27 protein-coding genes are annotated in these 25,857 nt (G+C 65.2%); 10 read left to right on the forward strand and 17 right to left on the reverse strand.

All coding sequences use genetic code 11. The features are described from left to right. Positions 1–24 precede the first annotated feature (24 nt). From DEQ92_RS02600 to DEQ92_RS02630, 7 genes are all read right to left on the reverse strand, one after another. Positions 25–1,038, reverse strand: coding sequence for a CheF family chemotaxis protein (locus tag DEQ92_RS02600; RefSeq protein WP_193363464.1), 1,014 nt, complete (start codon positions 1,036–1,038; stop codon positions 25–27). Positions 1,039–1,133: 95 nt separating this feature from the next. Next, complete coding sequence (gene flaJ / locus DEQ92_RS02605) at positions 1,134–2,876, reverse strand: archaellar assembly protein FlaJ (protein WP_004977356.1); 1,743 nt, start codon at positions 2,874–2,876, stop codon at positions 1,134–1,136. A 4-nt stretch (positions 2,877–2,880) separates the two neighbouring features. Next, entirely contained in the window at positions 2,881–4,545 is a 1,665-nt protein-coding gene (locus DEQ92_RS02610; RefSeq protein WP_004977357.1) for a type II/IV secretion system ATPase subunit, read from the reverse strand. Beyond that, complete coding sequence (locus DEQ92_RS02615) at positions 4,546–5,295, reverse strand: ATPase domain-containing protein (protein WP_004970800.1); 750 nt, start codon at positions 5,293–5,295, stop codon at positions 4,546–4,548. Further along, complete coding sequence (locus tag DEQ92_RS02620; RefSeq protein WP_004977358.1) at positions 5,292–5,741, reverse strand: CARDB domain-containing protein; 450 nt, start codon at positions 5,739–5,741, stop codon at positions 5,292–5,294. Before DEQ92_RS02620 ends, DEQ92_RS02615 begins: the two co-directional genes overlap by 4 nt. Beyond that, positions 5,742–6,179, reverse strand: coding sequence for a fla cluster protein FlaF (locus DEQ92_RS02625; RefSeq protein ID WP_008092920.1), 438 nt, complete (start codon positions 6,177–6,179; stop codon positions 5,742–5,744). Then, the gene (locus tag DEQ92_RS02630) at positions 6,163–7,587 is read right to left on the reverse strand and encodes a flagella accessory protein C (RefSeq protein ID WP_199522892.1); all 1,425 of its coding nucleotides are present in this window, start codon (positions 7,585–7,587) and stop codon (positions 6,163–6,165) included. Before DEQ92_RS02630 ends, DEQ92_RS02625 begins: the two co-directional genes overlap by 17 nt. Positions 7,588–7,881: 294 nt before the next feature. Here DEQ92_RS02630 and DEQ92_RS02635 point away from each other — a divergent pair, with 294 nt between their 5' ends. After that, positions 7,882–8,622 (forward strand): ATPase domain-containing protein, encoded by a 741-nt coding sequence (locus DEQ92_RS02635; RefSeq protein WP_004977361.1) that lies wholly within the window; start codon positions 7,882–7,884, stop codon positions 8,620–8,622. Positions 8,623–8,952: 330 nt separating this feature from the next. Here DEQ92_RS02635 and flgA2 read toward each other — a convergent pair whose 3' ends face one another. From flgA2 to DEQ92_RS02650, 3 genes are all read right to left on the reverse strand, one after another. Further along, the gene (gene flgA2 / locus DEQ92_RS02640) at positions 8,953–9,597 is read right to left on the reverse strand and encodes a flagellin A2 (protein WP_004977362.1); all 645 of its coding nucleotides are present in this window, start codon (positions 9,595–9,597) and stop codon (positions 8,953–8,955) included. A gap of 10 nt (positions 9,598–9,607) precedes the next feature. Further along, positions 9,608–10,249, reverse strand: a complete 642-nt coding sequence (flgA1, locus tag DEQ92_RS02645) for a flagellin A1 (RefSeq protein WP_004977363.1) — start codon at positions 10,247–10,249, stop codon at positions 9,608–9,610. 213 nt (positions 10,250–10,462) lie between these two features. Next, positions 10,463–10,801 (reverse strand): helix-turn-helix domain-containing protein, encoded by a 339-nt coding sequence (locus DEQ92_RS02650; protein WP_004043733.1) that lies wholly within the window; start codon positions 10,799–10,801, stop codon positions 10,463–10,465. A gap of 132 nt (positions 10,802–10,933) precedes the next feature. On the opposite strand from DEQ92_RS02650, the gene DEQ92_RS02655 reads away from it, so the two are divergent. The 6 genes from DEQ92_RS02655 to DEQ92_RS02680 all read left to right on the forward strand — a co-directional run bounded on the left by DEQ92_RS02655 (position 10,934) and on the right by DEQ92_RS02680 (position 15,899). Beyond that, positions 10,934–11,605: a hypothetical protein gene (locus DEQ92_RS02655; RefSeq protein WP_050458938.1), complete on the forward strand. Its 672-nt coding sequence runs from the start codon at positions 10,934–10,936 to the stop codon at positions 11,603–11,605. A gap of 150 nt (positions 11,606–11,755) precedes the next feature. Continuing rightward, positions 11,756–12,124, forward strand: coding sequence for a chemotaxis protein CheY (cheY, locus tag DEQ92_RS02660; protein ID WP_004043735.1), 369 nt, complete (start codon positions 11,756–11,758; stop codon positions 12,122–12,124). Next, complete coding sequence (locus tag DEQ92_RS02665; RefSeq protein WP_004977366.1) at positions 12,121–13,308, forward strand: chemotaxis protein CheC; 1,188 nt, start codon at positions 12,121–12,123, stop codon at positions 13,306–13,308. The genes cheY and DEQ92_RS02665 overlap by 4 nt, the downstream gene beginning before the upstream one ends. Positions 13,309–13,331: 23 nt before the next feature. After that, the gene (locus tag DEQ92_RS02670) at positions 13,332–13,841 is read left to right on the forward strand and encodes a chemotaxis protein CheD (RefSeq protein WP_004977367.1); all 510 of its coding nucleotides are present in this window, start codon (positions 13,332–13,334) and stop codon (positions 13,839–13,841) included. Between the two features lie 312 nt (positions 13,842–14,153). Then, a complete protein-coding gene (locus DEQ92_RS02675) occupies positions 14,154–14,714 on the forward strand; it encodes a FlaD/FlaE family flagellar protein (RefSeq protein WP_004977369.1) in 561 nt (186 codons plus the stop codon). Positions 14,715–14,819: 105 nt separating this feature from the next. Continuing rightward, positions 14,820–15,899 (forward strand): hypothetical protein, encoded by a 1,080-nt coding sequence (locus DEQ92_RS02680; protein WP_004977371.1) that lies wholly within the window; start codon positions 14,820–14,822, stop codon positions 15,897–15,899. A 57-nt stretch (positions 15,900–15,956) separates the two neighbouring features. Here DEQ92_RS02680 and DEQ92_RS02685 read toward each other — a convergent pair whose 3' ends face one another. Continuing rightward, on the reverse strand, positions 15,957–18,083 hold the full coding sequence (locus DEQ92_RS02685) for a histidine kinase N-terminal 7TM domain-containing protein (RefSeq protein ID WP_004977374.1): 2,127 nt from the start codon (positions 18,081–18,083) through the stop codon (positions 15,957–15,959). 326 nt (positions 18,084–18,409) lie between these two features. On the opposite strand from DEQ92_RS02685, the gene DEQ92_RS02690 reads away from it, so the two are divergent. Further along, complete coding sequence (locus DEQ92_RS02690; protein ID WP_004977375.1) at positions 18,410–18,865, forward strand: FlaD/FlaE family flagellar protein; 456 nt, start codon at positions 18,410–18,412, stop codon at positions 18,863–18,865. 24 nt (positions 18,866–18,889) lie between these two features. Here DEQ92_RS02690 and DEQ92_RS02695 read toward each other — a convergent pair whose 3' ends face one another. Continuing rightward, on the reverse strand, positions 18,890–20,032 hold the full coding sequence (locus DEQ92_RS02695) for an acyl-CoA dehydrogenase family protein (protein WP_004977376.1): 1,143 nt from the start codon (positions 20,030–20,032) through the stop codon (positions 18,890–18,892). A gap of 180 nt (positions 20,033–20,212) precedes the next feature. Between DEQ92_RS02695 and DEQ92_RS02700 the strand changes: the two genes are divergently transcribed. After that, the gene (locus DEQ92_RS02700; protein ID WP_115804754.1) at positions 20,213–20,650 is read left to right on the forward strand and encodes a universal stress protein; all 438 of its coding nucleotides are present in this window, start codon (positions 20,213–20,215) and stop codon (positions 20,648–20,650) included. A gap of 39 nt (positions 20,651–20,689) precedes the next feature. Continuing rightward, positions 20,690–21,487 carry an RIO1 family regulatory kinase/ATPase gene (locus DEQ92_RS02705; protein WP_004977379.1) on the forward strand — a complete coding sequence of 266 codons (798 nt, stop codon included), beginning with the start codon at positions 20,690–20,692 and terminating at the stop codon, positions 21,485–21,487. 36 nt (positions 21,488–21,523) lie between these two features. On the opposite strand, the gene DEQ92_RS02710 is transcribed toward DEQ92_RS02705, so the two are convergent. From DEQ92_RS02710 to DEQ92_RS02730, 5 genes are all read right to left on the reverse strand, one after another. Next, positions 21,524–22,090, reverse strand: coding sequence for a plastocyanin/azurin family copper-binding protein (locus tag DEQ92_RS02710; protein WP_115804753.1), 567 nt, complete (start codon positions 22,088–22,090; stop codon positions 21,524–21,526). A 130-nt stretch (positions 22,091–22,220) separates the two neighbouring features. Further along, a complete protein-coding gene (locus DEQ92_RS02715) occupies positions 22,221–22,955 on the reverse strand; it encodes an ABC transporter ATP-binding protein (RefSeq protein WP_004977382.1) in 735 nt (244 codons plus the stop codon). Next, positions 22,952–23,758: an ABC transporter ATP-binding protein gene (locus tag DEQ92_RS02720; RefSeq protein WP_004977383.1), complete on the reverse strand. Its 807-nt coding sequence runs from the start codon at positions 23,756–23,758 to the stop codon at positions 22,952–22,954. Before DEQ92_RS02720 ends, DEQ92_RS02715 begins: the two co-directional genes overlap by 4 nt. Next, positions 23,755–24,879, reverse strand: a complete 1,125-nt coding sequence (locus DEQ92_RS02725) for a branched-chain amino acid ABC transporter permease (RefSeq protein WP_050458929.1) — start codon at positions 24,877–24,879, stop codon at positions 23,755–23,757. The genes DEQ92_RS02720 and DEQ92_RS02725 overlap by 4 nt, the downstream gene beginning before the upstream one ends. Then, positions 24,876–25,817: a branched-chain amino acid ABC transporter permease gene (locus DEQ92_RS02730; RefSeq protein ID WP_004977385.1), complete on the reverse strand. Its 942-nt coding sequence runs from the start codon at positions 25,815–25,817 to the stop codon at positions 24,876–24,878. The genes DEQ92_RS02725 and DEQ92_RS02730 overlap by 4 nt, the downstream gene beginning before the upstream one ends. Positions 25,818–25,857 lie beyond the last annotated feature (40 nt).

A 25,857-nucleotide genomic window follows, 5' to 3' on the forward strand; every position in this document is an offset into this window, starting at 1 on the left:
CACCGGTTCCGCCGGAAAACAGCTTCAGACGTTCACGTCTTCGATTTCCTCGTTGACGACGAACCGCCCCTGCGGCGTCAGCGAGGTCGGAAGCTCGTCGTCGCCGATGAGTTCCTCTTCGTGGAGCTTCTCCAGTTCCGCGTCGAGGACTGCCTCTTCGACGCCGAGGAGTTCGCTGAAGTCGACTTCCGCGGCCATCTCGCCGGCGGAGTACAGTCCGACGAGGACTTCGAGGCCCTGTTCCGTGACCTCGACGTTGCGGACGCCGGACTTTATCCAGTGGTAGACGAGTCGGAGGTAGCGCCCGAGGATGTTCATCTTCCGTCGCGAGTCGAGCGTTATCTCGGAGGTGACCGTCTGGCCCTGCTTGACGTGCTGGACCGAAAGCACCAGCCGCTTTTCGCCGTCGACGGTCCGTTCGAGCACCTCGAAGAAGATGACGCTCGCGAGGTCGATGTGGAACGGGTCGCCGTTCTCCGTGAGTGGGCCGTCGTCGTCGGGGAACGTGACGGCCTCGTAGTCGAGGTGGAGCCCGGAGGGTTGTCGCTCCGTGTCGAGGACGCGCCCGCCGATACGGGCCGGGTGGGTGACCTGCGCGCGCGAGCCGTTGAGCGCCGCGCGGAACAGCAACAGCGAGAACTTCTCGATGGTATCTCGGTCGCCGCCGATGACGGTCGTCCGGCGCTGGCGACCGATGATGTAGCCGACCATCACCGTGTAGTCGAAGAACTCCTCGACCTCCGGGGGGACCTGTCCGACGGCGATGTCGAAGATGGAGGTGATGGGGATGACGGTCTTGGCCTTCGACGTGGCGAGGATGAGCCGGCGCTGGCTCATCAGGACGCGGCCCTTGACGGGCTCGAACGAGGCGTTGCCGCCGGCGACGAAGTTGGCGACGAAGTCGACGACGATGGACTCGCCGTCGCTGGTCTGTTTTTCCGTCTGTCTCTTCGAGCGCGCCCGCTCTTTTTCTTCGCGTTCGTCCGACGGTTCGGACTTCTTCCGGCGGTACGCCTGTAGGAGGTCGCTTTTCGCCACGTCGCCCCCCTCGGGCGCGCGGGAACGGGCCTCCTGTGGGGTCTGTTCGCCTGCCGCGTCTGGCATCGAATCTCGGGTCTGTTGTCCGTCTTCAGTCATATACTAATCAGCGCTCCTGCGAGCGACGAGGTGGCGACCGCCATCAGGGAGCCCACCCAGACGAGCATCACGAAGTGCAGGTAGGCGTTCGCCTTGTGTCCGCCGTCGACCATCCGAATCATGAGCGACGACAGGAGGGCGTTAAACAGGATGATGAGCGTCAGCATGTACTCGATGAAGGGCACGTCGTAGACGCCGGCGTAGATGAGCGTCCCGAACTGGAGGCTGTCGAGGTTCATCTGCGTCGAGAAGGACGCCAGAATCTCGACGACTTCCAGTCCGATGAAGAACGCGAACGACGCGGAGGCCGTGATGCCGTAGAGGACGCCGATGAGGGTGACCGTCGACTGCTTTCGCTGTCGGCGGAGCTTGATTATCTCGTTCATGTTACGGCTGATGAGCTCGCCGAGGAGCTTCGGTTTGCCACCCATCGACCGGCCGACGTTGTACATCTCGGAGAACTTCTGGACGAGATAGGAGTTCGTCTCCGCGGTGAAGAAGAACCACGACCGGTCGGGGTCGAGCCGCATCCGAAGCCGCGTGTACAGCCGCGATATCTCCCGCGAAAGGACGCCGAAGTCCTTCGTCTTGAGCGTCTTCAGGACGGCCGTGGTCGTGCTCTGTTTCGCCGTCTCGGACGCCCCGAGCGCGCGGATGAACCCGGGGTACTCCTCGTCGCGCTCGCCGATGCGTTTCTCGTGGCGGCGCGCGACGATGCCGGGGACCGCAAGCGGCGTCAGCGGCGTCGAAATGAGGAGCGGAATCGGGAGTTCCATCATGATGGGCCGGACCGTCTCGCCGACGACGGTCAGGTTGAACGTGCCCAACGCGAGCACGAGCACCATCGTGATAGAGAGACCGACCGCGCCGTACAGGGTGATGTCTATCTGCCGGTCCGCCTTCGTCCGGTACTCGCGCTGGTGGAACCACAGCGGGTCGTACGGCGACATCGTCCGGATGACGAAGTAGAACCCCAACTGCACGAAGACGAAGAGCACGATGACCGCGCCGATGGTCATCGTCGCGTCGGTCCCGGTCAGGATGGGGAGGACGATGGCGTTGATGATGGCGAAGGTCATCGACAGAATCATCGAGAGATAGAGGTCCTTCATGACCTCCAAGTTCCCGAGGGCGCTCTCGTAGACGGTGATGTACTTCTGAATCATCGCGTTCTGCTCGCCGAGGAGGAAGTCGTCGATGCTCTGGCCGGCGTTGATGGAGTACGCGAGCCTGTCGAGGAAGTCCGCGAGGGGCTTCGACGGGACCTCTCGGGCCCGGCGCTGACAGGCGTCGTCGAGCGACTGGTTCCACGCGTCGACGAGCTGGACGATGCGGTTCATCTCGGTCGCTAGCTCGCCGTACTCCTCCTCGCGCGCGAGCGTTCGAAACACGGCGACGCGGTCGATGTTCGTCGTCGAGAGCACGGTCATGTGCGTGATGAGGAGGTGGAGTTGGTTCTCCAGACTGCGGCGCGTCTGCTCGACGAGGAGGCGCGGGTAGAGGACGGCCCCGCCCAACAGCAACACCCCGAGGAGGAACACGGGAATGCGGACGAGGAGGGGAAGCGGGAGCGCGATGGCGCCGGCCAGAGAGAGCATGAAGAACACGATGGCGGGGCCGAGCACCGCGAGCAGGTACCGCGGCAGCGCCATCGGCATCTTCTCGTAGGACTCGATGATGTCGCTGATGAAGTCCCGAACCTGCACCGCCTGCATCGACGCGCTCTGTTCCCCTGCCATGTCGTTACACCCTCGCCATGTCGAACGGCAGTCCCTCGACGCCGTCGCGCTGGTAGTCCTCGATGAGTTCGTTCACCTCGTGGTAGCCGAGGACGTTCTCCTGAATCGCCCGGCGGACGAGTTCGGCGCGGAACTGGATGTCGTCGTATATCTTCCGCGTGTCGTCGTAACCGAGGAGCGTCGCGACCTTCTGTTCCATGATGAAGGAGTTGTTCATCCCCTGGAAGATGATCTCGTCTTGGACGGGGTCCCAGTAGAACGCCTCGCGGGTGACGACGCCGCCCATCTCCTTCGAGTAGCCCTCGATTTCCTGCACGCTCGTCACCCGGCGGAGGATGTCGTTGCCCCGGCGGACGCGGTTCTGGAACAGCGCGATGTCGCAGTTGTCCATGAACGTCTCGGGGACGTTGATGGGGTCGCCGGTGAAGCGCTGAATCATGGAGACGATGTCGGACGCGTGGAACGTGAGCATCACCGGGTGACCGGTCTGGGCCGCCTGGAACGCCATGCGACCCTCCTCACCACGGACCTCCCCGACGATGATGTAGTCGGGGCGAGAGCGCAGCGCGGCCGCGACGAGGTCGAACATGTCGACTTCGGAGTCGGAGCCGCGGCCCTCGCGGGTGAGGAGTTGCTGCCACGTGTCGTGCGGCGGGAGCACCTCGGCGGTGTCCTCCGCGGTGTATATCTTCGAGTCCTGCGGGATGAACGAGAGGATGGCGTTGAGCGTCGTCGTCTTCCCCGACGCCGTCTCACCGACCACGAAGATAGTGCGTTCGTTCTCCAGCGCGATCCAGAGGTACGCGGCCAGTTCGGGCGAGAGCGTCCCCCACTTGGCGATTTGGAACACCGAAAGCGGCACGTCGTCGCCCTGACGGATGGTGAGCGACGACCCCTTCAGCGACACGTCGTCGGAGTAGATGATGTTGATACGCGAGCCGTCGGGGAGCGTGGAGTCCACGATGGGGTGGGCGTCGGAGACGGGGTCGCCGATGCGTTCGCCCATGTTGCGGAGCCAGTTATCGAACTGCTCCGTGCTGTCGAACTCGACGCTCGTCTCCAGCAGGCCGAACGTCCCGTGGTCGACGTCGACCTGGCTGGGGCCGATGACGTGAATGTCCTCGTTCTCCGGGTCGCGCATGATGGGTTCGAGCGGCCCGAGGCCGACGATGTCGCGGACGAGTCGGTACTGTATCTTGTCGTAGGTCGTCTGGGAGACCTCGATGCCGGCCACGTCGAGCCGCTTGGCAACCGAGCCGAGCGGCCCGCGGTCGTCGCCCTCGATGTGGACGATTTCGGAGAGCAACTCCTCGATGCGCTCTTCGTAGTCGGCGCTTTCTTCGGGCGCCGGCTTCGAGACGCTGCGTTCGAGCAGTTTGTCCTTGACCCGGCCGAACACCTCGAGTTCGTCGTCGTCCATCTCGGGTTCGATGGTGTAGTACTTCGTCGTCTCGCCGAAGTTGCCGTACACCTGGCAGAACACGGGGCCGCCCAGCGGGTAGATGATGTTCGGACGCCGGGACTCGTAGTCGCCCGGCTCGTCGACGAGCATCGGGAACTCGCCGGTGATCTGTCGGAACCGCTTGAGGTGGTCCCGCAGGTGCGGCCACTGCATCGCGAGGCGCTTGAGGTCGTCCGACAGCCTGGCGGAGCCGTGTTCGCTCGCCATCTACGCCACGCTCCTCGATTCGATGACGAGCCCGATTCCCGACCGGACCGAGAAGCCGACGCGGTCGCCGACCTGCTGGCCCATCCCCGCAAAGCGCTTCACGAAGATGTTCCGTCGGACGTCGTTTCCGACCTCCACCATCTCCAGTTCGAAGTAGACGTCGGCGATAGAGCGGAACGGACCGATAGAGCCCTCGTCGACCGACGACGGGTCGACGGTGATGATGATGGTCTTGCCCTTCGTCGTCAGCTCGCGGAAAAACGAGATGATTTCGAGGGCGGCCTGCCGCTCGTCGTTCTGCCGGACCAGCGCCTCGAACTGCGGGTCGTTGCGCAGGATGGCGTCGAACGTGTCGATGATGATGACGTCGGCGTCCCAGAGCGTCTCGGCGTCCATCAGCCGGCGGAGGAGCTGCTTGCGCTCCTTCTGGCTGCTGCCGCCGGAGAGCGCGCCGCTGCTGTCGATTTCGGCCTGTAAGAACAGGATTCGCTCGTCGAGCAGATGCTTGACGATGTCGTACGAAAGCGAGTGCATCTGGTCGAGGAAGCCGCGGACGCCCAGCTCGGTCGAGACGAGCGTCACCACCGTTTCCTCGTCGCAGAAGCCGTAGCTGAATCGCTGCGACAGCACGCTTTTTCCGGCGCCGTAGTCCCCTTCGATGAGGACGATTGCACCCTTGGGGATGCCGCCGCCGAGTTCCTTTTCGAGACGGTCGTGCCCGGATAGCCCGAGAGAGAATTGACTGCTCATGATACGCGGAATTCGAACACCTCTTCGTCACCGTCGACGACGACGGTCATCCGGTAGTCGCCCGAGCTCAACGCGATGTCCGTCACCGTGAGTTCGATGACGTTGCTCGGCCGCCACTCGGTGCCGTCGACGACGTTCACCGTGACGTTGGTCTGATACTGTCCACCGACGATGATATCGAAGCCGCCGCTGGTCGCTGGGAGCGTCCTGAGGCCGGTGTTCTTGACGTATATCGAGAGGTTGTCGTTCGCACCGTCGTAGACACCCGCCTGCGGGTCGCTTATGACTTCGATGTCGGTTCTGATCTCCGTGCTCACGTCGCCGCCGCGCTCGTCGAGCGAACTGCTGATGCCGGTCACGGTGTCGATGAGGACGCCCGAGACGCCGGCGGCGACGACGATACTGGCGATGAACAGGATGAGGCTCGGAACGGAGATGTCTGCCATTTAGTTCACCGCCCCCGTGGCGGCGACGCCGCTTCCGGTAACCACTTTCACGCGTGCGGGCGTGGGGTCGGCGTCGACGACGAGACTGAGGTTCTCGCCGGCGTACCAGAGGTCGGTTCCGGCGTCGCCGTCGACGGTCGCGTTGGCCGCCGGCACGTCGACGTAGGTGTTGTCGACGAGCAGGGTGGTCTCGCTCACCGAGAGCGTCTCCGAGCCGGCGTTCGTCAGGTTCACCGTGAGGCTCTCGTTGCCCGCGTCGTAGGTCGCGTTCGTGACGGCGATGTCCGTGTTCGTCCGTTCGAGGGCCCGCTCCGCGTCGGCGTCCTGCGCTTCGAGCACGTTCTCCGACGCGTTCGACGTCGCTGTGTACAGCGTCCCCGTGGCGACGAGGACGCCGAGGAAGATGACGGCGGTCGAGCCGCTAACACCGAATCCCATCGAATCTCCTCCCGTAGGCGACTAACTCCTCGTACAGTTGGCCCCGCGGGACGTCCTCCGCGAGCCGGCAGACGTACGCGAGGCTCGTCTGGTGGTCGTCGATGCGGAGTTCGCCCCCGTCGGCGTCAGCGACCGACGGCGCAATCTGTCCGACGTGGGCGTTCAGTTCGCTCTCGACGGCGCGCGATATCCAGTCCTGCTCCCGATACTGGCGGAGCGCGCGCGACGCGCCGAGCGCGCCGCCGACCGCGACGAGGTGTTCGACCCATTCGAGGACGAGTACCTCGGAGACGTAGTTCGACGGGAGAGCCGCCAGGTAGGCGTCGGACTCCTCGACCGCCGCGGACGGCTCGGGTTCGGCGGCCGCGTCGTCCTCGTCGTCGTCCGAAAGCTCGTCTTTGGCCATCGCCGCCGTGGCGTACTCCGCCTCTAGCTCGTCGAGCGTCTTGCGGACGTCACCGTCGGCGTCTTCGACCTCGGGTTCGTGTTCGGGCTCTGATGGTTCGTCGCTCGGGTCGTCGGTCTCGTCGGCGACCGCTTCGAACTCGTCTTCGATGCCGCCGACCGGCTCGTCTTCGAACCCGTCTTCGAGGTCGACCGCCGCGTCGGCGAGGTCCGTTTCGGCGTCGTCCGCCTCCATTTCGTCCGCCTCCGCTTCGTCTTCTTCGTCCCAGCCGCCGCCCTCCTCGTACTGCTCTTTGAGGTCGTCGAAACTCGCGCCGCCCGCGGCACCCGAGTCGTCGGCTTCGTCGGCCTCTTCGTCGCCGTCGTCGAGGGCGTCCGCGGGGCTCTCGCGCTCCGCTTCCGCGAGTTCGTCTTCCGCGGCGAGTTCCGCTTCCTTCGCGCCCTCCTCGGCGTCGAGTTCGCCGAAGTCGTCGTCGAAGAACGACTCGGCGTCGGCGTTCGCCACCTCGGGGTCGAGGTGCTCTTCGTCCTCGGCTTCCGCCTCGAAGAGCCCGAACGCTCCGCCGCCGTCGAGGCCGCCCATCTCGCGGGCGTCGTCGACGAACGGGTTGATGCCGCGGGTGACCATCTCGTAGATGTCGAGCAGTTTTCGAATCGTGTCGTCGAGCTCTTCGACGGTCTCACCGATCTGTTTGTTCTCTTCGCGGACGGTGTTCATCCCCGACGAGATGGCGCTTACTTCGTTCTCGAGTTCGCCGACGCGATCTTCGAGCTCTGCGAGTTCCTCGCTGTTGTCGTCGTCGAATCCGCCGAAATCGTCATCGTCGAATCCGTCGTCGAGGTCGTCGCCGAAGTCACCAAACTCGTCGGAGAGGTCGTCTATCCCCTCCTCGAATCCAAGTCCATCGTCTGATGACATGTGTTGTTCTTCCGTCTCCGTTTCGTCCCCGGCGTCAGCCGTGTCTTCGTCGTTCTGCCACTCCATCATGCTCGCAGCGAGCACCTCCGTACCGTTCGCGGGGCGCTTCGTTCGAGCGACGGCCTGTCACCCGGCCGAGCGGCGGACCGGCCGGGGCGGTCCGACGGACTCGGGGGAGCAGGTAACATTGGTGCAAGGTACGTAAGTCGGTACAAGAAAGTTCCCGTCCCGTTATCAGTCGAGATATTTTAGACGTTCGGAATTTTCGCCCGTCAAGTATGTAATAAAAGTCAGACGGCGCCGTAGCGGCGGTAAGAAGAATTATCCGGCGTCGGCACGGACGTTCTTCCGACAGCCAACACACGTTCCAACACAATCATGACAGAACTAGTCAAGACCGGTGTCGAAGGACTCGATTCCATCCTGAACGGCGGTATCGTCAAGAACGCCGCGGTGCTCATCAGCGGAAACCCGGGGACGGGAAAGAGTATCCTCGGCCTCCAGTACCTCTACAACGGCGTCGACCAGTTCGACGAGGGCGGCCTGTATCTCACCTTCGAGGAGACCGAAGACGACATCCGCGAGGCGGCCGAGTCCATCGGCTTCGACCGCTGGCACGAGTACGTCGAGTCCGGAGATATCAAGGTTTACGACAAGCGGACGCTCCTCCGCGACGGTGACTTCTCGACGACGCTCGACCGCATCCTCGGCGACCTCCAGGACACCAACTACGACCGACTCGTCCTCGACTCGCTGACGATGTTCCAGCTGTTTTTCGACGACGAAAAAGAACAGCGCCAGTACCTCCTGAAGTTCATCGACATCCTGAAGGACAGCGGCCTCACCTCGCTTCTGACCACCGAGCAGTCGGCCATCTTCCCCGAGACCGACATCGGCCTCGAGAACTTCCTGACCGACGGGAACATCTACCTCATCCAGAGCCCCGCGGGCGCGACGAGCAACCGCTACGTCTGGGTGGCGAAGATGCGCAAGCAGAGCATCAAGAACTCGATGTTCCCGCTGGAAATCGCACAGGGCGGCATCAAGATATACGAGCAGGCGGCCGGGTTCTCCATGGTCGGGGAGTCGCCGCCGTGGTTCGGCGAAGAGACCGAATAACCGCGGACTCGGCGGCGAGCGACCCCGGTCCCGACGGTTCCTTTTCTGTCTTCGCCGAATCGACTGTTCTGACGTCCCCGGACGCGGAGCGCGCGCCGCGCTCGTCAACTTCGCCCGGGGTCATTCGCTGTAGACGTATCGGCTCGCCTCGCCTCTCTGGCCGTCTCGACTCGACTGTGATAGTTGTCTCCGAGCGAGGTCGATGCCGGCGTCTGAGAGCGTTGCCGTCTCAGTCCAATCGCTCCTGTGTGCGCGGTGTCTACGGACGCACGACAGCGCCGCCGCTCGGCGGCTGAGGTCGATAAAATGAACGGAAAGCGTGAAGTCGGGTTACAGTTCGACCGGTTCGCCCTGCGTCTTGCCCGCGAGCTGCTGGGGCATCGTCAGGATGACCTGCGTCGTACCGCCCGTGCGGGAAGTGATTTCGAGGGTGACCTGCTCGCCCGTCGAGAGGCCGCCGACGAGGTCGGTCTCGTCACCGTTGCTGTCCTCGATGGCGGCGGTGTCGATCTTGACCTCGTAGCGGTCGTTCATGCTGTTGAGGACACCGAACGAACTGTCGTCGTCGGTGACCTCGGTGAGACCGAACTCATCGGCGTCGGGGTTCGGCTCCGTCCCGTCGCCGTCGTACTGCGTCTGGTTAGTCAGAGTCTCGACGCTGTCACCACTGAGGTACTTAATCGAGGTCTCGTTCATGTCCACCGCGTCCGAGCCGGCCGCCAGACGAACGGTGAGCGTGATGTTGTCGATGTCAGCCTCTCCGCCGACCGTTCCGTGCGTGTTGAGGACTTCGACGCGGTTGGTGACCTTGTTCACGGACTGCTCACCGGCGTCTTCGGCAGTCGCCTGCAGGAAGCCGGCCGTGTTCACGAGGACGCCCGCCGCGATTGCGGCGACCAGAACCATCGCGATGAAGACGATGAGCGTACCGATACCGACCTGACCGCGGTCGTCGTCAGTAATCTTGTTAAACATATGAATCTCCTTAGAGCGCGATCGGGTCGTTGTCGTCCTTACCCGCGAGCTGCTGGGGCATCGTCAGGATGACCTGCGTCGTGCCACCGTTGCGGCTGGTGATGTCGAGCTTGACCGTCTGGCCCGTCGCCGTTCCGTTGGCGGAGGAGCCTTCGACCGTCGAGGTGTTGATGACGATCTCAGCGCGGTCGGACTGCTCGTTGAGGACCTCGAACGAACCGTCGCTGTCCTCGAGGACGCCCGCGGTGAAGTTGTTCCCCGTCGTCAGGTTAGCGGGGTCTGCGGTGTCAGCGTTGTTGACGGTGTCGTTGTAGGTGAGCGTCCGCGCGGTCGTCTCACTCAGGTACTTGACCGTCGTGTCTTCAAGAGAGACACTTCCGGAACCGGCCGCGAGGCGGACGGTCAGGAAGACTTGGTCGACCGTGCGTTCCTCACCGGACTGGTTGACCAGCCCGTGCGCGTTGACGACGTCGACGCGGTTGGTGACCTTGTTCACAGATTGCTGTCCAGCGTCCTCGGCGGTAGCTTGCAGGAAGCCAGCCGTATTCACGAGGACGCCCGCCGCGATTGCGGCGACCAGAACCATCGCAATGAAGACGATGAGGGTCCCGATACCGACCTGACCCCGGTCTTCTTTGATGTTTTCGAACATGGGTTTCGTGGGTTTGGTCCCACACTCAGCGGGGAGCGGGGAACCGTCACTCGTCAACTTGGAGAGGTGCTACATAACGCTACGGCCCCCAATATCAAGAATGATATCACACGGCCGGTACGTCGATAAGTAAACTTCTTCGCACGCTCACGCGAGACGCTAGTCGACACTTACCTCAGGAAATATAAGAAAAGAGTCCGGAGCCGGAGCGGTTCAGTCCTGCGTAATCTTCCGCCACACGTCGTCGAGTTTGTTCTTCACCTCCGGGCGCTCGGTGACGCTGACCGTGTAGTCGTCGCCTTCGAAGCGGACGACGATTTCGTCGACTTCGCGGCGGTAAACGTTCGTCCGGCGGTGCTCGTCGGAGAGAACCCGGTCGTGAAGTTCGAGGAGGCCCGCCGCCGTCAGTTCCTCGATTCGGCGATAACAGGTCGCGATGGGGATATCCAGCATCTCGCTGAACTCCTGTGCCGAGTGCGGTTCGTCCGCGGCACGGAGGATGTCAGGGTTGTATTCGTTCCCCAGTGCGGAAAGGGTCCTGTCAGACTCCATAGATGGAAATTTATCGGAACGCACCGCTTGTCAATGTGTTGGTTGTCTCTCTGCCACGTTCTCAGTCATAGTAGTGAGTCTGTCACGCCCGGTGACGATGGGATTATATGCCACGGCACCGAGCATTCGCCGATGGACGACGAGGACGAACGTCCTCCCAATCACCCGCGGGAACAGGGTGTCGTCGGGGCGGACGAACTGGATATCAGCCGCGACGAGCACGTCGCGGCGCTCGACACGGGCCGGTACGTCATCTCGACGGGAGAAAACAGGCCGCCCGCGCCGGTCGACGACGGGGGCAGTGACGGTGACGGTGACGACCGCCGACCGCCCGGTCCGGACGGAGCGACCCAATCCGACTCCGAGCCGACCGGCGAGCGAGGAGAGAGCGACCGGAACACCGGCGCTCCCGAACTCGTCCTCCCGAAAGACCCGAAAAAACGGGCCGTGCTCGCCCGCCGGCTGCTCGCAGAGCGCGTCGGGGCAGTCAACGCGGACCACGCGCTCGTCACCACTGCCCTCGTCGATGGCGAGGTAACCCGCCACGAGACCGTCTCCGACGACGTGACCGAGGTCGTCAACTCGTTTCTCTCGTGGTACGCCGACGCTGTCGGCAGCCCCGACACGCCGCCCGACGAGGTGCTCGGCATCCTGCTTTTAGCCTCGGAGGTACAGGTCACCTATCCCGGTCGGGCCGTCGAGGCGCTCGCGACCGCGAACGGACTCGACCGCGACGACAGTATCGGTGACCTCCTCGACGCCGTCGAAGAGACCGGCGCTTCGTTCCCGCCGCGTCGACGATGATGCGACGGTGACAGGTTCCGGTTCGAGCATCGGAGCTCCCGAACCTCCGGGCGACACGATGTGACGCGGGCGAATCGCCCGTCCAATGCCGTATCATCCTTGATAATGGGGAGGAAGGGTTTATGGTGTGATTTTCGGAAATCTGGAGGTATGGCAAGCAAGGTACTGGTCGTGGACGATTCTGCGTTCATGCGGAACCTCCTCAAACAGCTCCTCGAGGGTGAACACGAAGTCGTCGGCGAGGCCGAAAACGGGGTCGAAGCGGTGGAACTCTACCGCGAACTCGAACCCGATGTCGTCACGATGGACGTCGTGATGCCGATTCGAAACGGCATCGAAGCGACGTCCGAAATCAAGTCGCTCGACGCCGGCGCATCGGTCATCATGTGCACGTCGGTCGGACAGGAAGAGAAGATGCGCGAAGCGGTCGAAGCGGGGGCAGACGGCTACATCACGAAACCGTTCCAGAAGCCGAACGTGCTCCAGGCTATCGCCGACGTGATTCAGGCAGAGGCATGAATCTCGACGTCCGGTCGCTTCGCACGTTCAGTCGGCTCGCCCACTCGGGCGCGGAGAAAGCCGCGGGTTCGCTGACCACGCTCGCCGGCATCGACACGTACGTCAACGTCACCAAGGTGGAACTCGGGACGAAGGCGGACGTCGAAAACGAGTTCGCCGAGCGCGACCTCGTGAGCGTCCACATCGGCTTTTCGGGCGGGTTGGACGGTCACACCGTGTTGGCGTTCTCGCCGGAGTCCGCAGAGCGTCTGGTCGACGCGCTGATGCCGGGTATCAACGCCACCGACGCCGAGGGTGAACTCGCCGAGAGTAGCCTGAAGGAGGTTGCGAACATCATGCTCGGCGGCTTCATCGACGGCTGGGCCGACTACCTCGACACCACCGTCGACATCACGACGCCGACCTACGTCGACGACGAAAACGACGGCCCGCTCGACCACGTCGACGCCGAGGGGTTCGAGAACGGCGGCGACGACGAGCACGTCCTCGTCTTCCGTAACCAGTTGGAGGCCGCGGACAACGCCATCGAGTTCGACCTGTACATGGTGCCGACCGCCTCGTCCATCGGGACCATCGTCGAGGCGAGCGGCGAGGACGGCGCGCTCCCGGTCGAGTCGTTCGCCGCCTTCTCCGAGATGATAAACGACGGCGCGAACCAGGCCTCGGAAGACATCACGGCGATGACGGGCATCGACACGACCGTCGAGGTGAGCCGGCTGAGCTTCGTCCCCATCGAGGGCGTCCCCATGTCGTTGACCGACGCGGTCCGCCGCGGCGTCGTGTTGGAGTTCAGCGGGACGCCGAGCGGTTACATCGCCATCCTCTTCGACGAGCCGTCGGCAGAGAACATCGCGAGCAGCCTCCTGCCGGGCATGGAAGGCGACGAGGCGATGCGCCAGAGCGCGATTCAAGAGATTGGCAACATCACCACCTCCGGCTTCCTCGACGGCTGGGCCAACGCGCTCGAGACGACCATCGACATCTCGCCGCCGAAGCACGTCCACGACATCGGGTCGGCCATCATCGACCCGCTCGCGACCGACCTCGCGCAGTCTCAGGAGTACGCGTTCCTCATCGATTCGACCATCCGGACGGACGACGACGAGTTCACCTGCGACATCTACGCGCTCCCCGACGAGACGGAGCTGCGCAAGGCGCTCAGGAAGCTCTCTCCCGCCGCGTGAACCCTCCGTAGAGGCACCCAGTAATGCAAGTATACACCACGGACACGCCCGCGGCTCGCTCCGGTCGAATCAAGGTCGGAATCGCCGATTACGCCGTCTCCGGCGACGAGAGCACGCTGACCACGAGCGGTCTCGGCTCCTGTATCGGCGTCGCGTTGTACGACCCCGAGACCGGCGTCTCCGGTCTCGCACACGCGATGCTCCCGGAGGCGGACGACGGCAGCGAGCCGGCGAAGTTCGTCGACACCGGCATCGAGCTCCTGCTCTCGGAGATGCGAGCCGCCGGCGCGGACATAGACCGCGTCGTCGCGAAAATCGCCGGGGGAAGCACCATGTTCGACTTCACCTCGGCCGACGGCGACGGCAGTATCGGCGATAGAAACGTCGCCGCGACGCGAACGACGCTCGACGGGTTCGGCATCGACGTCGTCGCCGAAGACGTCGGTGGCTCCCACGGCCGCTCGTTGGAGCTCGACAGCCAGACCGGCGACCTCCGCGTTCGGAGCGCGAAGAGCGGCAACCACGTTCTCTGAGGGCGTCACCGGCCGAAGTTCGGCTTCGACGACCGTCTCTCCTGTCTCTCGGCCGTCTCAACTGCGTCGAGCGCCGCCCGCGAGCAGGGAACCGAAAGCGGCCGACGCGTGAGAACCGACCGAAGCCGGTTCGACTCCCCATCCGAGATATCAGTTCTGATAGCGCCTCGAATAGATTTATGTCGCCTCCTTCGAATGCTTTCACCGAAACGGTACGATATCGCGTGTGACACCGCGGACAGCGCTCCGCGCTCTCCGCCGCCCTGAGTCGGGGGACTCGGGGGAGTCGTGCCGTCCCCAACGAGGTGACCTATGTACTTGGACCCGGACGAATACGACCCAGACGAACTTCGACGTATCGCGCGTGACGCCCCACGGCCCAGACGGAACGGTGACGGCCGGTTCGACGACAGCCGATTCGACGACGGCAGATTCGATGACAGCCGATTCGATGACGGCCGGTTCGACGACCGGAGTCCGTTCCGGTTCGACAACCCGCTTTTCGACCGGAGCCGACAGGAGGCGTCCGAAGCCCTCCGGTCGAGCCAGCTCGAACACCTGCTCGTCCACCAGTCTCGCGACGAGGAAGACGGCGTCGAAAAGCCGTACCTCCGCTCGCTGCCGGACAAGTACGGCGCGGAACGCGTCGTCTTCGACTGGCTCGAGTTCCTCGTCCTCAAGGGCGGGTTCAAGCGGGCGATGGACGCCCTCCGGTACTACCAGACGGTCGACTGGGTCACGCCCGGCGTCGAGGAGACGCTCCGGGACTACCTCCTCGGGTTCTCCGCTGACGTCGACGAACCGACCGACCTCGACGTCGACGACCACCTGCTGAGTCTGGTCTACGTCGCACGTCTCTCCTCGATGGTGTGACGCCGACCGACGGGTCTCGAATACGGTCTCTCCTTCCGACAACCGAGTGTATACCATGACTGCGCGAACCACCCGCCCGCCGAGTCCGAACCGAGTTGATACCGCATGACGAACGACGCAGCCGCCGCTACCGACGCTGGTGTGACCTCCGAGTCCGACGAGACCGACGTGCCGACGGCCGTCGGCGTCAAGTTCGGGAGCGCCCGGACGGCGCTCGCCTTCGACGACGGCGACGCGGCGAGGACGGTTCACCTCCCCTCGCGCCTGACCGACGGCGAAGACGCGCCCGCCGGCGACGAGGGCGTCCACGACGGCGGAGAGACAGTCCGGGAGTCGCCCGAGCGAGTCGAGTTCATGCTCCGCTCGGGCGTCCCGGCGACCGCCCGCGACGCCGAGTCGTTCGAGCGGTTCGTCCGCGAACTCTGCGCGCGACACGACCTCCCCGCCGAGAGCGCCGTCGTGTACGCGATGCCGACCGTCGACGACGATGTCGGCCTCGCGAACTTCGGCACCGCGGTCGGCGAGTGCGGCATCGGTGAGGCGCTCGCGCGAGGCTTCCCCGAATCGCTGTGCGCGTCGATTCCGGCGCTCGGCGACGGAATCGAGGCGGTCGACGAGGTCTTCGTCGCTCTCAACCTCGGCGCGACGAACCTCGAAGCGTGCGCGTACCGACGCGGAGAGCGGTTACTCCCGTTCGTCTCCGCGGAGGCGTCCGGCGACCGCGTCGACCGGCGCATCGCCGAGGCGGTCGAAGCCGAGACGGGCGGGCGAGTGACGATCGACCCCGCCACCGCCCGCGAGTACAAGGAGACCCGCGCCGACTTCGGCGGGTTCGACCCCTTCACCGACGCGGTCGAACGCGGGAGCGAGGGCGCACACGAGTTCACCGTCGAACGGGGCGTGATGGAGCCGTTGGACGAGTATCTCGACGACGTGGTCGCCGAGCTCTGCGATTTCTTCTCGCGACTGGCGAGCTCGCACATGAAAACCTATCAGCTCGCTCGCGCACGCCCGCTCGTCGTCTCCGGCGGGATGGCGTGCATTCCCGGACTGGTGGAGGAACTCGAAGCGCGTCTCGCCGCGGAACTCGACCGCCCGGTGAGCGTGGTCGTCCCCGACGACCCGGTGACCGCCGCGGCCGAGGGCGCACACAGACTCGCGGTGCGGCTCCGCGACGCGGCCTGAACGCTCGGCTCTCGGGTCGTCTCGTTTTCTGTTCGACTCACCCAGTCGCTGCGTAACTCAGTCCGTCTCCGACTCGGTCGCCACCGTTCCGCCGTCGCCGACGGAGACCGCTCGGTCGGCGCTCCGGAGGCCGACGATTGCGACGGTTCCCCTGGGGTCGTTCTCCGCGAACCGGAGCCGACCGTTCGAGCGGTCGATTATCCACTGGACCAACCAGAGCCCGAGCCCGCTGATGTGTTGGAGCGGCGTCTCGGTCCCCGATTCGAGGACGGAGAGCTCGGCGTCGGGGACGCCCGGCCCGTTGTCGGCGATTCGAATCTCCACGTAGTCGGTCGAGGTCGCCCTCCGCTCGACCGTGACGCCGACTTCCGGAATGACGCGGTCGTTGTGTTCGAGCGCGTTGTCGATGAGGTGTTTGATGGCCGATTCGATGAGGTCGTCCGCCGAGACCCACATCTCGTCGGGGAGGCTCCGGTGGACGATGGCCTCGGGGTAATCGGACTCGATGTCGTCCAACTGCGCCTCGATGCGCTCGACGACCTCGACGGGTTCGATTCCGGACGACCCGCGGGTCAGCGTCGTGTCGATGTGGCGAGTCTGCTCGCCGAGTTCGACCAGCGACGACGCCTTCCGCTTTATCGTTCGGGCGTGGTCTTTCGACTCGGCGGGGATGCGCTCGTCGAGGAGGAGGTCCGCGTGGCCGAGGATGACGTTCATGTCGTTTCTGAGGTCGTGTCGAAGGACGCGATTCAGCACCCGGAGGCGCTGTTCGTAGCGATGGCGACTGGTCACGTCCCGCGAGTTCAACACGACGCCGTCGACGGCGGGGTCGTCGAGGAGGTTCACACCGACCGTCTCGAACCGCCGCCACACGCCGTTCTTGTGGCGGATTCTGAACTCCGAGCGCACGGGAGAGTCGCCGGCTATCACCTCGTCGAGGCAGCCGGCGACCCGCTCTCTGTCTTCGGGGTGGACGAGGTCGAGCACCGACTCGCCGACGAGCGCGTCGGTCTGATAGCCGAGTACCTCGGTCATCGAGGGGCTCGTGTAGGTCCGTTCGCCGTCCTCGTTGAGGACGGTAATGACGTCCCGGGAGTTCTCGATGAGCGCGCGGAACTCCTCTTCGGTGTGCCGGCGCTCCGTCACGTCGTAGAAGACGAGCAAGAGTGCGCGGTCGTGCGTCTGGTCGCCGACCGCCTCGGAACGGATCTCGAAGTAACGACAGGTGCCTCCGTCTTCGACGACCGCCTCAGCCCTGTCTCGACCCTCCAGAACCGTCCGGACCTCGGCCGGAACGCGAACGCTTTCGAGGACCGACTCGCCGATGCACTCGTCGACCGGCCGCTCTAGGAGCTCCGAGGCGGCACCGTTCGATTCGACGATTCGGTCCTGTTCGTCGAGGACGACGACTGCGTCCCGCATCTCCGAGAGAATCGCGTCGCGGGCGATGGGTGTGATGTCGAACAGCTGGTGTCTGAAGAGCGCCCAGAGCACGACGACCGAGCTGACGCCGATAGAGAGGGGAACCGGGTTGATTCGAATCGGGAAAAAGAACTCACCGGCGAGTGCGGCGAGAGGTATGAGACCGGCGACGACGAGGAACCCGGCCTGTCGTCGATGGATGCTCGAACTCCGGAGATACGTCTTTCCGATGACGGTCAGCCCGGTGAGGGCGACGCCGGAGCCGTAAATCACGTGTACGACGAAGAGGAGTTCCGGACCGGGTGGGACGAGAAGGTGCAGACCGGCTCCTCCGGAGGTGTCCGGTGCGCTGGCCGCCCAGAGGTCGAGCGAGGACCCGAGGAGTCCGTGGGAGTGGTTCGTCAGCGCGAGGGCGATTGCGACGGCGGGCTCGACGGCGAGGAAGCCGACCATTCGGGTGGTGAGCAGTTGGTCCTCGCCGGCGTAGACGAGGGCGAAGATGAGCCATATCGTGGGGAGGACGGCCGCGCCGGCCCACGCCAGATACGCGTAGAACAACTCGGCACCCGGCGTCGTCGCGAGAAAGGCGAAGCCGTACGCGGTGGCCCAGATACTTCCGGAGAGCGTCAGGAGCGCGAACGGGAGGCGGACCCGCCGAGAGTAGAGTCGGAACCGACCGAGGACGACGAGCGTCACGACCCCCGCGAGGATGCCCGCGGCGAACAGCGCGTACGCGTACGGGAACTGCCCAACGCTGGTCATGAGTTGGTCGTGGTGCGCATCTGTGAGTCTCTGGAACTATTCTTTCCGATGAGTGTCACATCGGAGCGATATCAAACGTGTATCCGTTTCTGAACTTAAGCGGTTCGCCCTCTCTATCAACGCTGATACTTGGTTTCGGTTGAGAGACGAGCGGCCGGTTCGAGCGCCTCGTACGCCTTAATAAGGCCTTCATTCTCTGAATGGTCGGTTACATTATCAGAGATAACATCACGAGTAACGCCGACGGTTCTCGCGCGGCGCAGAAATGTCGATATTCGGACGTTCGCCCGAACGCTTAATTCGGATGGATGCACACGCAGGGATAGATGCCGCGCGAGTCACGTCGTCCCAACGTCGCCGAAGGCCCGAGCGGACCCGGACCCCGTCGGGACACCAGCGACCGGTCGTTCGACTGGGTCGACGCGCCGACGAATCGGACGTGGAGCGACGTGGCCCACGAGCGCCTGCTCGCGACGACCGCGGCGGTCACGTCGGACGGCGAGCCGTTTCTCGACGAGGTTCCGCGGACGCCGCGGGCCGAGCGGGTGCTCCTCGAGTGGTGCGTGCACCTCGTCGAGCGATTGGGCGGCCGCGGCGCGCTGGAGATGGCGTCGTACTACCGCGATATCGGCTGGATCGGCGACGGCCCCCACGACGCGATTCGCGAGCGCGTCGTCTCTTTTACCGTCCCCTCGGACTTCGAGGACGCGCCGACCGAAGAGGACCACGTCCGCAGTTTCTCGTACGTCGCCCGGCTGTCGGTGATGGCCGACTCGGAGTGAGAAGAGGACGGCTTCGACGAGTCCCTAGAGTCCGAGTTCGCGACCGATGATGAGGTGTTGAATCTCGCTCGTCCCCTCGCCGATTTCCATGAGCTTCGCGTCGCGGTAGAACCGCTGGGGGGCGAAGTCGGTCGTGTACCCGTAGCCGCCGAGCACCTGCACCGCGTCTTCGGCGACTTCGCGGGCGGCCTCCGAGGCGTCGAGTTTCGCCAGTGCGGACTCTCGACTGACCCGCTCGCCGGCGTCGTACCGCGTCGCCGCCTTGTGGGTGAGCAGTCGCGCGCGCTCGGTCTTGCGGTGCATCGAGACGAGTTTGTCGCGGATGGCGTCGAACTTCGCAATCGGCCGGTCGAACTGCTCGCGCTCTTGGGCGTACGATTTCGCGTGGCCGTACGCGCCCTCGGCGAGTCCCACCGAGAGCGCCGCGATGGAGATGCGGCCGCCGTCGAGCGTCTTCATCGTCTGCTTCCAGCCCTCGCCCTCCTCGCCGAGAAGTCGGTCTTCCGGAACCCAGCAGTCGTCGAAGGAGAGCTCGCAGGTCGGCGAGCAGTTGAGGCCCATCTTGTCCCACTCGGTCGTCACCTCGAAGCCGTCGTCGTTCTCCGGGTCGACGATGAACGTCGAGATGCCGTCGTAGCCCGCACCGGGGTCCGTGACGGCCTTCACGAGGACGGAGCCGGCGACGCTCGCGTTCGTGATGAACTGCTTCGTTCCGTTGATGACGTAGCCGTCGCCGTCCCGCTCCGCGACGGTGTCCATGTCGCTGGCGTCGCTCCCGGAACCGGGTTCGGTCAGGGCCCAGCCGCCGAGGTACTCGCCGGTCGCGAGCGGCGTGAGCCAGCGCTCCTTCTGCTCGTCGGTGCCGAACAGCTCGATGGGCTTCGACGCGAGGCTGACGTGGGCGGCGTACGACAGGCCGATACCGCCCGAGACGCGACCGAGCTCCTCCACGACGAGGGCGTACATCAGCTGGTCGCCGCCGAGGCCGCCGTACTCCTCGTCGATGGGGACGCCCATCACGTCCAACTCGGCCAACTGGTCGAATACCTCCGCGGGGAATCGGTGTTCGTCCTCGATGTCCTGCGCGATGGGGGCGATTTCTTCCTCGCAGAACTCGCGGACGGTGTCGCGAATCATCCGGTGTTCGGCCGGGATGTCGAAGTCCATGCGACCAACTATCGCCGTGTCGGACATAAACTAATCGAACGACCATGAAGGATTGTGCCGTCGCGGGCGGCGAAGCGGGGGCGGCCGACCGGTTTCGGACCGACCATTCCCGGCTGGTCCGCTCTCACCGCGTGGGAATAGGCGTCCGGGTCTTTTTGCGCCGCGGTCCGAGGCTCTCGTATGTACTCCCACATCCTCTTTCCGACCGACGGAAGCGACTGCGCCGACGCCGCCTTGGACCACGCCATCGAACACGCCCGCACCTACGACGCGACGCTCGTTGCGCTCTACGTCGCCGACGTGCGCGAGGTCGGCTACGCCGCGCCCGCGCTCTCGCTCGAACGGGTCCGAGAGGCGCTCCTCGAAAGCGGCGAGCAGGTGTTAGGCCGCGTCGCTGAGAGGGCCCGCGAGGCCGGCGTCGAGGTCGAAACCGTCGTCACCGAGGGCACCCCCGCGAGCGAGATTATCCGCCACGCCGACGAGCGAGACATCGACCTCGTCGTGATGGGCACCCACGGCCGAAGCGGCATCGACCGCTATCTCATCGGCAGCGTCGCCGAGCGCGTCGTCCGCGGCTCCGACGCACCCGTGTTGACCGTCCGACAGGAATCGGCGTAGGCCCACGAGGTTAAGCCGCCCCTCGTCTTACGGGGGTGCATGGACCTCCGTCGGCTCGTCCGCGGCCGCCTCGGGTGGCCGCGTCTGGAGACGGTCGCCCGCGAACTCGCCCGGCGATACGACCGCGACACCCTCCACATCCGATTTCTCGAGGCGGACAACTGGCTTTCGACCCCGATGGTCGTCGACGACGAGTGGTTCGTGAAGGTCATCTCCAAACAGAACTCGCTCGTCCACGCCGTCTTCACGACCGGACGGAACCTCGGCGCGTTCTCCAGCGGGACGGAGGGTTTCTTCGGCCACTTCGGGACGCCGCTCGAGATGGCCGAACACGAACTCGAAGCGACGAAGCGACTCCGAAACATCGGCCTGCAAGCGCCCGCGCCGGTCGAGGCGTTCGAGGTTGACGGCCTCGGCGTCCTCGTCCTCGAATACCTGCCGAACTTCCACACCCTCGACACCGCCCCGCGGGAGGAGGTCGAACGGCTCGCGCCCGAGCTGTTCGCGGCGCTCGCGGAGATGCACGACAACCACCTCGCCCACGGCGACCTCCGGGCGGAGAACGTCCTCGTCCGCGAGGACGGCATCTACTTCATCGACGCGACGAACGTCAACGACGAGGGGATGCGCGACGCCCGCGCGTACGACCTCGCCTGCGGGCTGGCGGCGCTCGAACCGCTCGTCGGTCCCAAGAAAGCCGTCGCCGCGGCGCTCGACTCCTACGAGGTGAACGCGCTCTTGGACGCCGTCGATTTCCTCGACTTCGTCAACATCCGGCCCGACCACGACTTCGACGCCGCGTCGCTCAAAGGCGAGATAGAAAAGCACGCGGCGTAGCTGTCTCCGGTTCCCCGTGTCTCGACGTCCTCCGACTCACTCGCAGGGGAGCGTGCCGTCGTAGCTCGCGTCGCCGACCACGACGACCCCGCACATCGCCTTCGAGCCGTGGACGCCGCAGTCGTACTGGTAGACGCCGGGGTCGTCGAACCGGTAGGTGACCCGCCCGTCGCGGCCGACCGTCTCGGACTGAAACGACCAGTCGGTCGCCGCGTCGTCGAGGCTCGCGGCGCGGACGTTATGCCGAAGCGCCTCTCTGTTCTCCCACGTGACCGTCGTCCCCGACTCGACCGACAGCCGCATCGGCGAGAAGGCGACGCTCTCCATGGTGACGAGCGGGTCGGACCCGTCGTCCGACGCCGGTTCGCTCGTCGGCGTTGGCGACTCGGTCACCGACGTTGGCGACTCGGTCGGTGTCGGCGTCGCCGTCGTGTCCGGCGACGTGGCCGTCTCCGGAGACGCCGTCGTCGCGGTTGTGGTCGCGGGCCCAGTCGGCTCCGTCTCGTCGTCCGTCTCTCCAGCGTCGTCGCCGCCGGTACAGCCGGCGAGCAGTCCGAGTCCGGCGGTCGCGGCGGCGAGGGCTCGTCGTCTCGTGAGTCGCATACCGGTGGTCGGGCCACCCGAAGAATAAGCGATGTCCCAAATTCCGCCCGACTGACGCCACATCCCGCCGGGAACGGCGGGGGTCGTGGGCGGACCGCAGTTCAGCGGGAGTTCGGACGCGAGTCGCGGGCTACTCGCCCTCGACGCCCTCGTAGTCCGCGCCGCCCATGTAGAGCCGCGAGACTTCGGGGTCGTCGAGGAGGCCGTCGGCGTCGCCCTCGTAGGCGACGGTCCCCTGGTCGAGGACGTAGCCGCGGTCCGAGATGCCGAGCCCCTCGCGGGCGTTCTGCTCGACCATCAGGACCGCCGTCCCGAGTTCGTTCACCTTCTTCACGTCCTCGAACACCGACTTGACGATGTTGGGCGCGAGGCCCGCCGAGGGTTCGTCGATGAGGAGCACCTCGGGCTCCATCACGAGCGCCCGGGCGAACGCGAGCACCTGCCGCTGGCCGCCCGAGAGCGTCCGCGCCTTCGCCGAGCGCTTCTCGTCGAGAATCGAGAACTGGTCGTACAGCTCGTCGATTCGCGCTTGCAGGCCGCTCTCACGGGCGACCCCGCCCATCTTGAGGTTCTCGTCGATGGTGAGGGACGAAAAGACGTTGTCCACCTGCGGGACGTAGCCCATCCCGACGCGGACGAGGTCCTCCGGCTCCTCGCCGGTGATGTCCCGCCCGCTCAGTTCGACCGTCCCGGTCCACGGCTTGAGGAGGCCGAACACCGTCTTGAGGACGGTCGACTTCCCCGCGCCGTTCGGCCCGATGATGCAGACGATTTCGTCGGATTCGAGGTGGAGCGTCAGGTCCCGGAGGACCTGCACCTCGCCGTAGCCGCTGTCGACGCCCGAGACGTCGAGTGCGCGCTTCATGGGCCGGCCCCTCCGAGGTACGCCTCGATGACGCGGTCGTCCGAGCGGACTTCGTCCGGCGAGCCCTCCATGAGCACCTTCCCCTGGTCGAGGACGATGATGGGGTCTGCGAGGTCCATGATAAACGGCATATCGTGTTCGATGATGAGGAAGGTCTGACCCTCCTCGTTGAGTTCGCGGATGAACCGCTTGATGTCGTTCGCGAGCGTCGGGTTGACCCCGGCGACCGGCTCGTCCAAAAGCAGGATGTCGGGGTTCGTCGTGAACGCCCGCGCCAGCTCGACGAGCTTCATCTGCCCGCCGGAGAGGTCGGTCGACGGCTGGTCGATGAGGTGCCCGATTTCGAACCGTTCGAGCAACTCGCGCGTCTGTTCGATGTTCGCCCGCTCCTCTTCGGTGACGTCGGAGCCGGAGAAGAAAAGCGAGAAGATGGACTCGCCTTTCTGCGGCCCGGGACCGACGAGCATCGCCTCGCGGACGGACATCCCCTCCAGCCGCCGGGGCGTCTGGAAGGTCCGAACGAGCCCTTTTCGGGCGCGCTCGTGCGGTTCGAGGTCGGTCACGTCCTCGCCGTTGACGGTGACGTGACCGGCGTCGTTCTCGTAGAAGCCGGAGATGAGGTTGAACAGCGTGGACTTGCCCGCGCCGTTCGGACCGATCATCCCGGTGATAGTCCCGCGTTGGACCTCGATGGAGACGCTGTCGGTGGCGACGAGGCCGCCGAACGCCTTCTCCAAGCCGGTCGTCTTCAGGACGACGTCCGACTTATCGAGGCGGGCACCCTCGTACGCGTCGTCGTTCATCGGTCGTCACCCCCGTTCGAGGAGGTGCCGCCGTCCGGGGCGGCACCCGACGCGGACGCGCCGCCGGCACCGCTCCCGTCGCGCGCCGCCGGCCAGATGAGTTCGTCCTTCGGCGGAAGGAGTCCGTCCTGCCGGAAGCGCATGATGAGGATGATGAGCCCGCCGACGAACAGCAGTCGAAGCGGGGCCAGGTCGACGCCGAGCGTCTGGATGAACCCGATGTCGTTGAGGAAGCGGGTCCCCTCGCGGATGGCGATGACGACGGCCGCGCCGACGACCGCCCCGCGGTTCGACCCGGTCCCGCCGAGGATGACGGCGATCCAGATGTAGAACGTCGTCAGGGGAACGAGGTCGGAGGGGTCGATGTAGAGGTTCAAGTGGGCGTAGAACGCCCCGGCGATGGCCATGATGACCGAGCCGATGACGAACGCCTGCATCTTGAACTGGTAGGTGTTTTTGCCGAGCGCCTTGGCGAGGTCCTCGTCGGACCGGATGGTCCGGAGGACGCGGCCCCACGGCGACCGGTGGACGCGCCGGAGGAACAGGTAGACGACAGCGATGAGAAAGACCACGACGGCGGCCGTCGTCGCGGCGTCGGTCAGCGGCAACCACGACAGGAGTTCCGGGATGCCGCTGATACCGCTCGACCCGGCGGTCCACTGGTCCTCGTTCAGGATGATGGCGCGGATGACTTCGGCGAGTCCGAGACTGGCGATGGCGAGGTAGTCCTCGCGCAGGCGGAGCGTCGGGATGCCGATGAGCACCGCGACGAACGCGCTCACGACGATGGCCGCGAGGAACCCGAACACCGGGTGGAGTCCGAGTCCGAGCGGGGAGTTCGGCGCGGTCAACAGCGCGGCGCAGTAGGCACCGATGCCCCAGAACGCCGCGACGGAGAAGTTGATGAGCCCGGCGTAGCCCCACTGGACGTTGAGTCCGAGCGAGAGCAGGGCGTACATCCCGACGAGCGCGATTTGGAACAGGAGGAACCGCGGCCCGATGACGCCGGTGAGGACGCCGACGACGAGCAGCACCGTGATGAGTCCGAGCGTCGCGAAGATGCGCCGCTCGGTCGCGTCGCGGACGAGCGTCTCGCTCACCCACGAGGACACGGCGCTCATCCGCTATCACCCGCGATTCCGCTCGGGCGAACGAGCAGGATGGCGACCATGATGACGAACGCGACGGCCGCGGCGTACCGCGAGCCGACGGGGATGATTCCCCACTGGTTGAAAAGCGGAACCAGTTCGTGGACCATCCCGATGACGAGGCCGCCGAGCATCGCGCCGTAGACGGAGCCGATGCCGCCGAGGATGACGGCGGCGAAGATGATAAGCAGGATGTCGAAGCCCATGCGCGGGCGGACGAGTTCCTCTAACCCGAGGAAGACGCCGCCGGCCGCGGCGAGCGCGCCGCCGATGAGCCACATGGCGAAGATGACCTCTCTCGTCCGAATCCCGCTGACGCGCGCGAGGTCCGCGTTGTCGGCGGTCGCGCGCATCTTCCGGCCGAGGGTCGTCCGCGTCAGCGTCAGGTGCAACGCCGTCACGAGGACGACAGTGAGCATCACGACGACGAGGTTGCGCGGCGTGACCGCGATGCCGAGCGTTTCGCGGACCCACGGTATCGGTCCCTGTCTGGGCACGCCGTAGCGCTCCGGCTCGGTTCCGAACGACAGGAACACGAGCGCGCGATAGACGAGCGCGACCCCGATACTGGAGATGAGCAGGCCGATGGAGTCGGACCCCTTCACCGGTTGGTAGACGACGCGGTCGGTGATGACGGAGATGACCGCCGCCGCGCCCATGCCGAACGCGAGCGCGAGGAAGAACCAAAGCGGCAGGCCGAACACGCCCGCGTCGCCCAGCATCGGTCGGAGGAACCCGACCGAGAACAGCGCGGAGAACGCCCCCACGGTCATGAGGTCGCCGTGGGCGAAGTTCGCGAAGTCCGCGATGCTGTAGACGAGCGACAGCCCGATGGCCGCGAGGACGATGATGCTCGAAAACACCACGCCGTTTGCGACGTACTGGAAGGGGCTGACTTGGAGCGGTATCACGGCTCGGTGGCCCCCCGAAGGGTCGTTCGGCGTCCGTTCC

It is taken from the genome of Haloferax sp. Atlit-6N (assembly GCF_003383195.1).
In the GTDB taxonomy this organism is placed as follows: domain Archaea; phylum Halobacteriota; class Halobacteria; order Halobacteriales; family Haloferacaceae; genus Haloferax; species Haloferax gibbonsii.

Coding starts and splice junctions, on each gene's coding strand:
- DEQ92_RS02670 (WP_004977367.1), top strand. CDS start 13,332: ATGCAAGTATACACCACGGACACGCCCGCGGCTCGCTCCGGTCGAATC.
- DEQ92_RS02685 (WP_004977374.1), bottom strand. CDS start 18,083: ATGACCAGCGTTGGGCAGTTCCCGTACGCGTACGCGCTGTTCGCCGCG.
- DEQ92_RS02725 (WP_050458929.1), bottom strand. CDS start 24,879: ATGAGCGCCGTGTCCTCGTGGGTGAGCGAGACGCTCGTCCGCGACGCG.
- DEQ92_RS02620 (WP_004977358.1), bottom strand. CDS start 5,741: ATGGCAGACATCTCCGTTCCGAGCCTCATCCTGTTCATCGCCAGTATC.
- DEQ92_RS02710 (WP_115804753.1), bottom strand. CDS start 22,090: ATGCGACTCACGAGACGACGAGCCCTCGCCGCCGCGACCGCCGGACTC.
- cheY (WP_004043735.1), top strand. CDS start 11,756: ATGGCAAGCAAGGTACTGGTCGTGGACGATTCTGCGTTCATGCGGAAC.
- DEQ92_RS02665 (WP_004977366.1), top strand. CDS start 12,121: ATGAATCTCGACGTCCGGTCGCTTCGCACGTTCAGTCGGCTCGCCCAC.
- flgA1 (WP_004977363.1), bottom strand. CDS start 10,249: ATGTTCGAAAACATCAAAGAAGACCGGGGTCAGGTCGGTATCGGGACC.
- DEQ92_RS02700 (WP_115804754.1), top strand. CDS start 20,213: ATGTACTCCCACATCCTCTTTCCGACCGACGGAAGCGACTGCGCCGAC.
- flaJ (WP_004977356.1), bottom strand. CDS start 2,876: ATGGCAGGGGAACAGAGCGCGTCGATGCAGGCGGTGCAGGTTCGGGAC.
- DEQ92_RS02720 (WP_004977383.1), bottom strand. CDS start 23,758: ATGAACGACGACGCGTACGAGGGTGCCCGCCTCGATAAGTCGGACGTC.
- DEQ92_RS02650 (WP_004043733.1), bottom strand. CDS start 10,801: ATGGAGTCTGACAGGACCCTTTCCGCACTGGGGAACGAATACAACCCT.
- DEQ92_RS02680 (WP_004977371.1), top strand. CDS start 14,820: ATGACGAACGACGCAGCCGCCGCTACCGACGCTGGTGTGACCTCCGAG.
- DEQ92_RS02695 (WP_004977376.1), bottom strand. CDS start 20,032: ATGGACTTCGACATCCCGGCCGAACACCGGATGATTCGCGACACCGTC.
- DEQ92_RS02635 (WP_004977361.1), top strand. CDS start 7,882: ATGACAGAACTAGTCAAGACCGGTGTCGAAGGACTCGATTCCATCCTG.
- DEQ92_RS02655 (WP_050458938.1), top strand. CDS start 10,934: ATGGACGACGAGGACGAACGTCCTCCCAATCACCCGCGGGAACAGGGT.
- DEQ92_RS02610 (WP_004977357.1), bottom strand. CDS start 4,545: ATGGCGAGCGAACACGGCTCCGCCAGGCTGTCGGACGACCTCAAGCGC.
- DEQ92_RS02690 (WP_004977375.1), top strand. CDS start 18,410: ATGCCGCGCGAGTCACGTCGTCCCAACGTCGCCGAAGGCCCGAGCGGA.
- DEQ92_RS02715 (WP_004977382.1), bottom strand. CDS start 22,955: ATGAAGCGCGCACTCGACGTCTCGGGCGTCGACAGCGGCTACGGCGAG.
- DEQ92_RS02625 (WP_008092920.1), bottom strand. CDS start 6,179: ATGGGATTCGGTGTTAGCGGCTCGACCGCCGTCATCTTCCTCGGCGTC.
- flgA2 (WP_004977362.1), bottom strand. CDS start 9,597: ATGTTTAACAAGATTACTGACGACGACCGCGGTCAGGTCGGTATCGGT.
- DEQ92_RS02675 (WP_004977369.1), top strand. CDS start 14,154: ATGTACTTGGACCCGGACGAATACGACCCAGACGAACTTCGACGTATC.
- DEQ92_RS02705 (WP_004977379.1), top strand. CDS start 20,690: ATGGACCTCCGTCGGCTCGTCCGCGGCCGCCTCGGGTGGCCGCGTCTG.
- DEQ92_RS02615 (WP_004970800.1), bottom strand. CDS start 5,295: ATGAGCAGTCAATTCTCTCTCGGGCTATCCGGGCACGACCGTCTCGAA.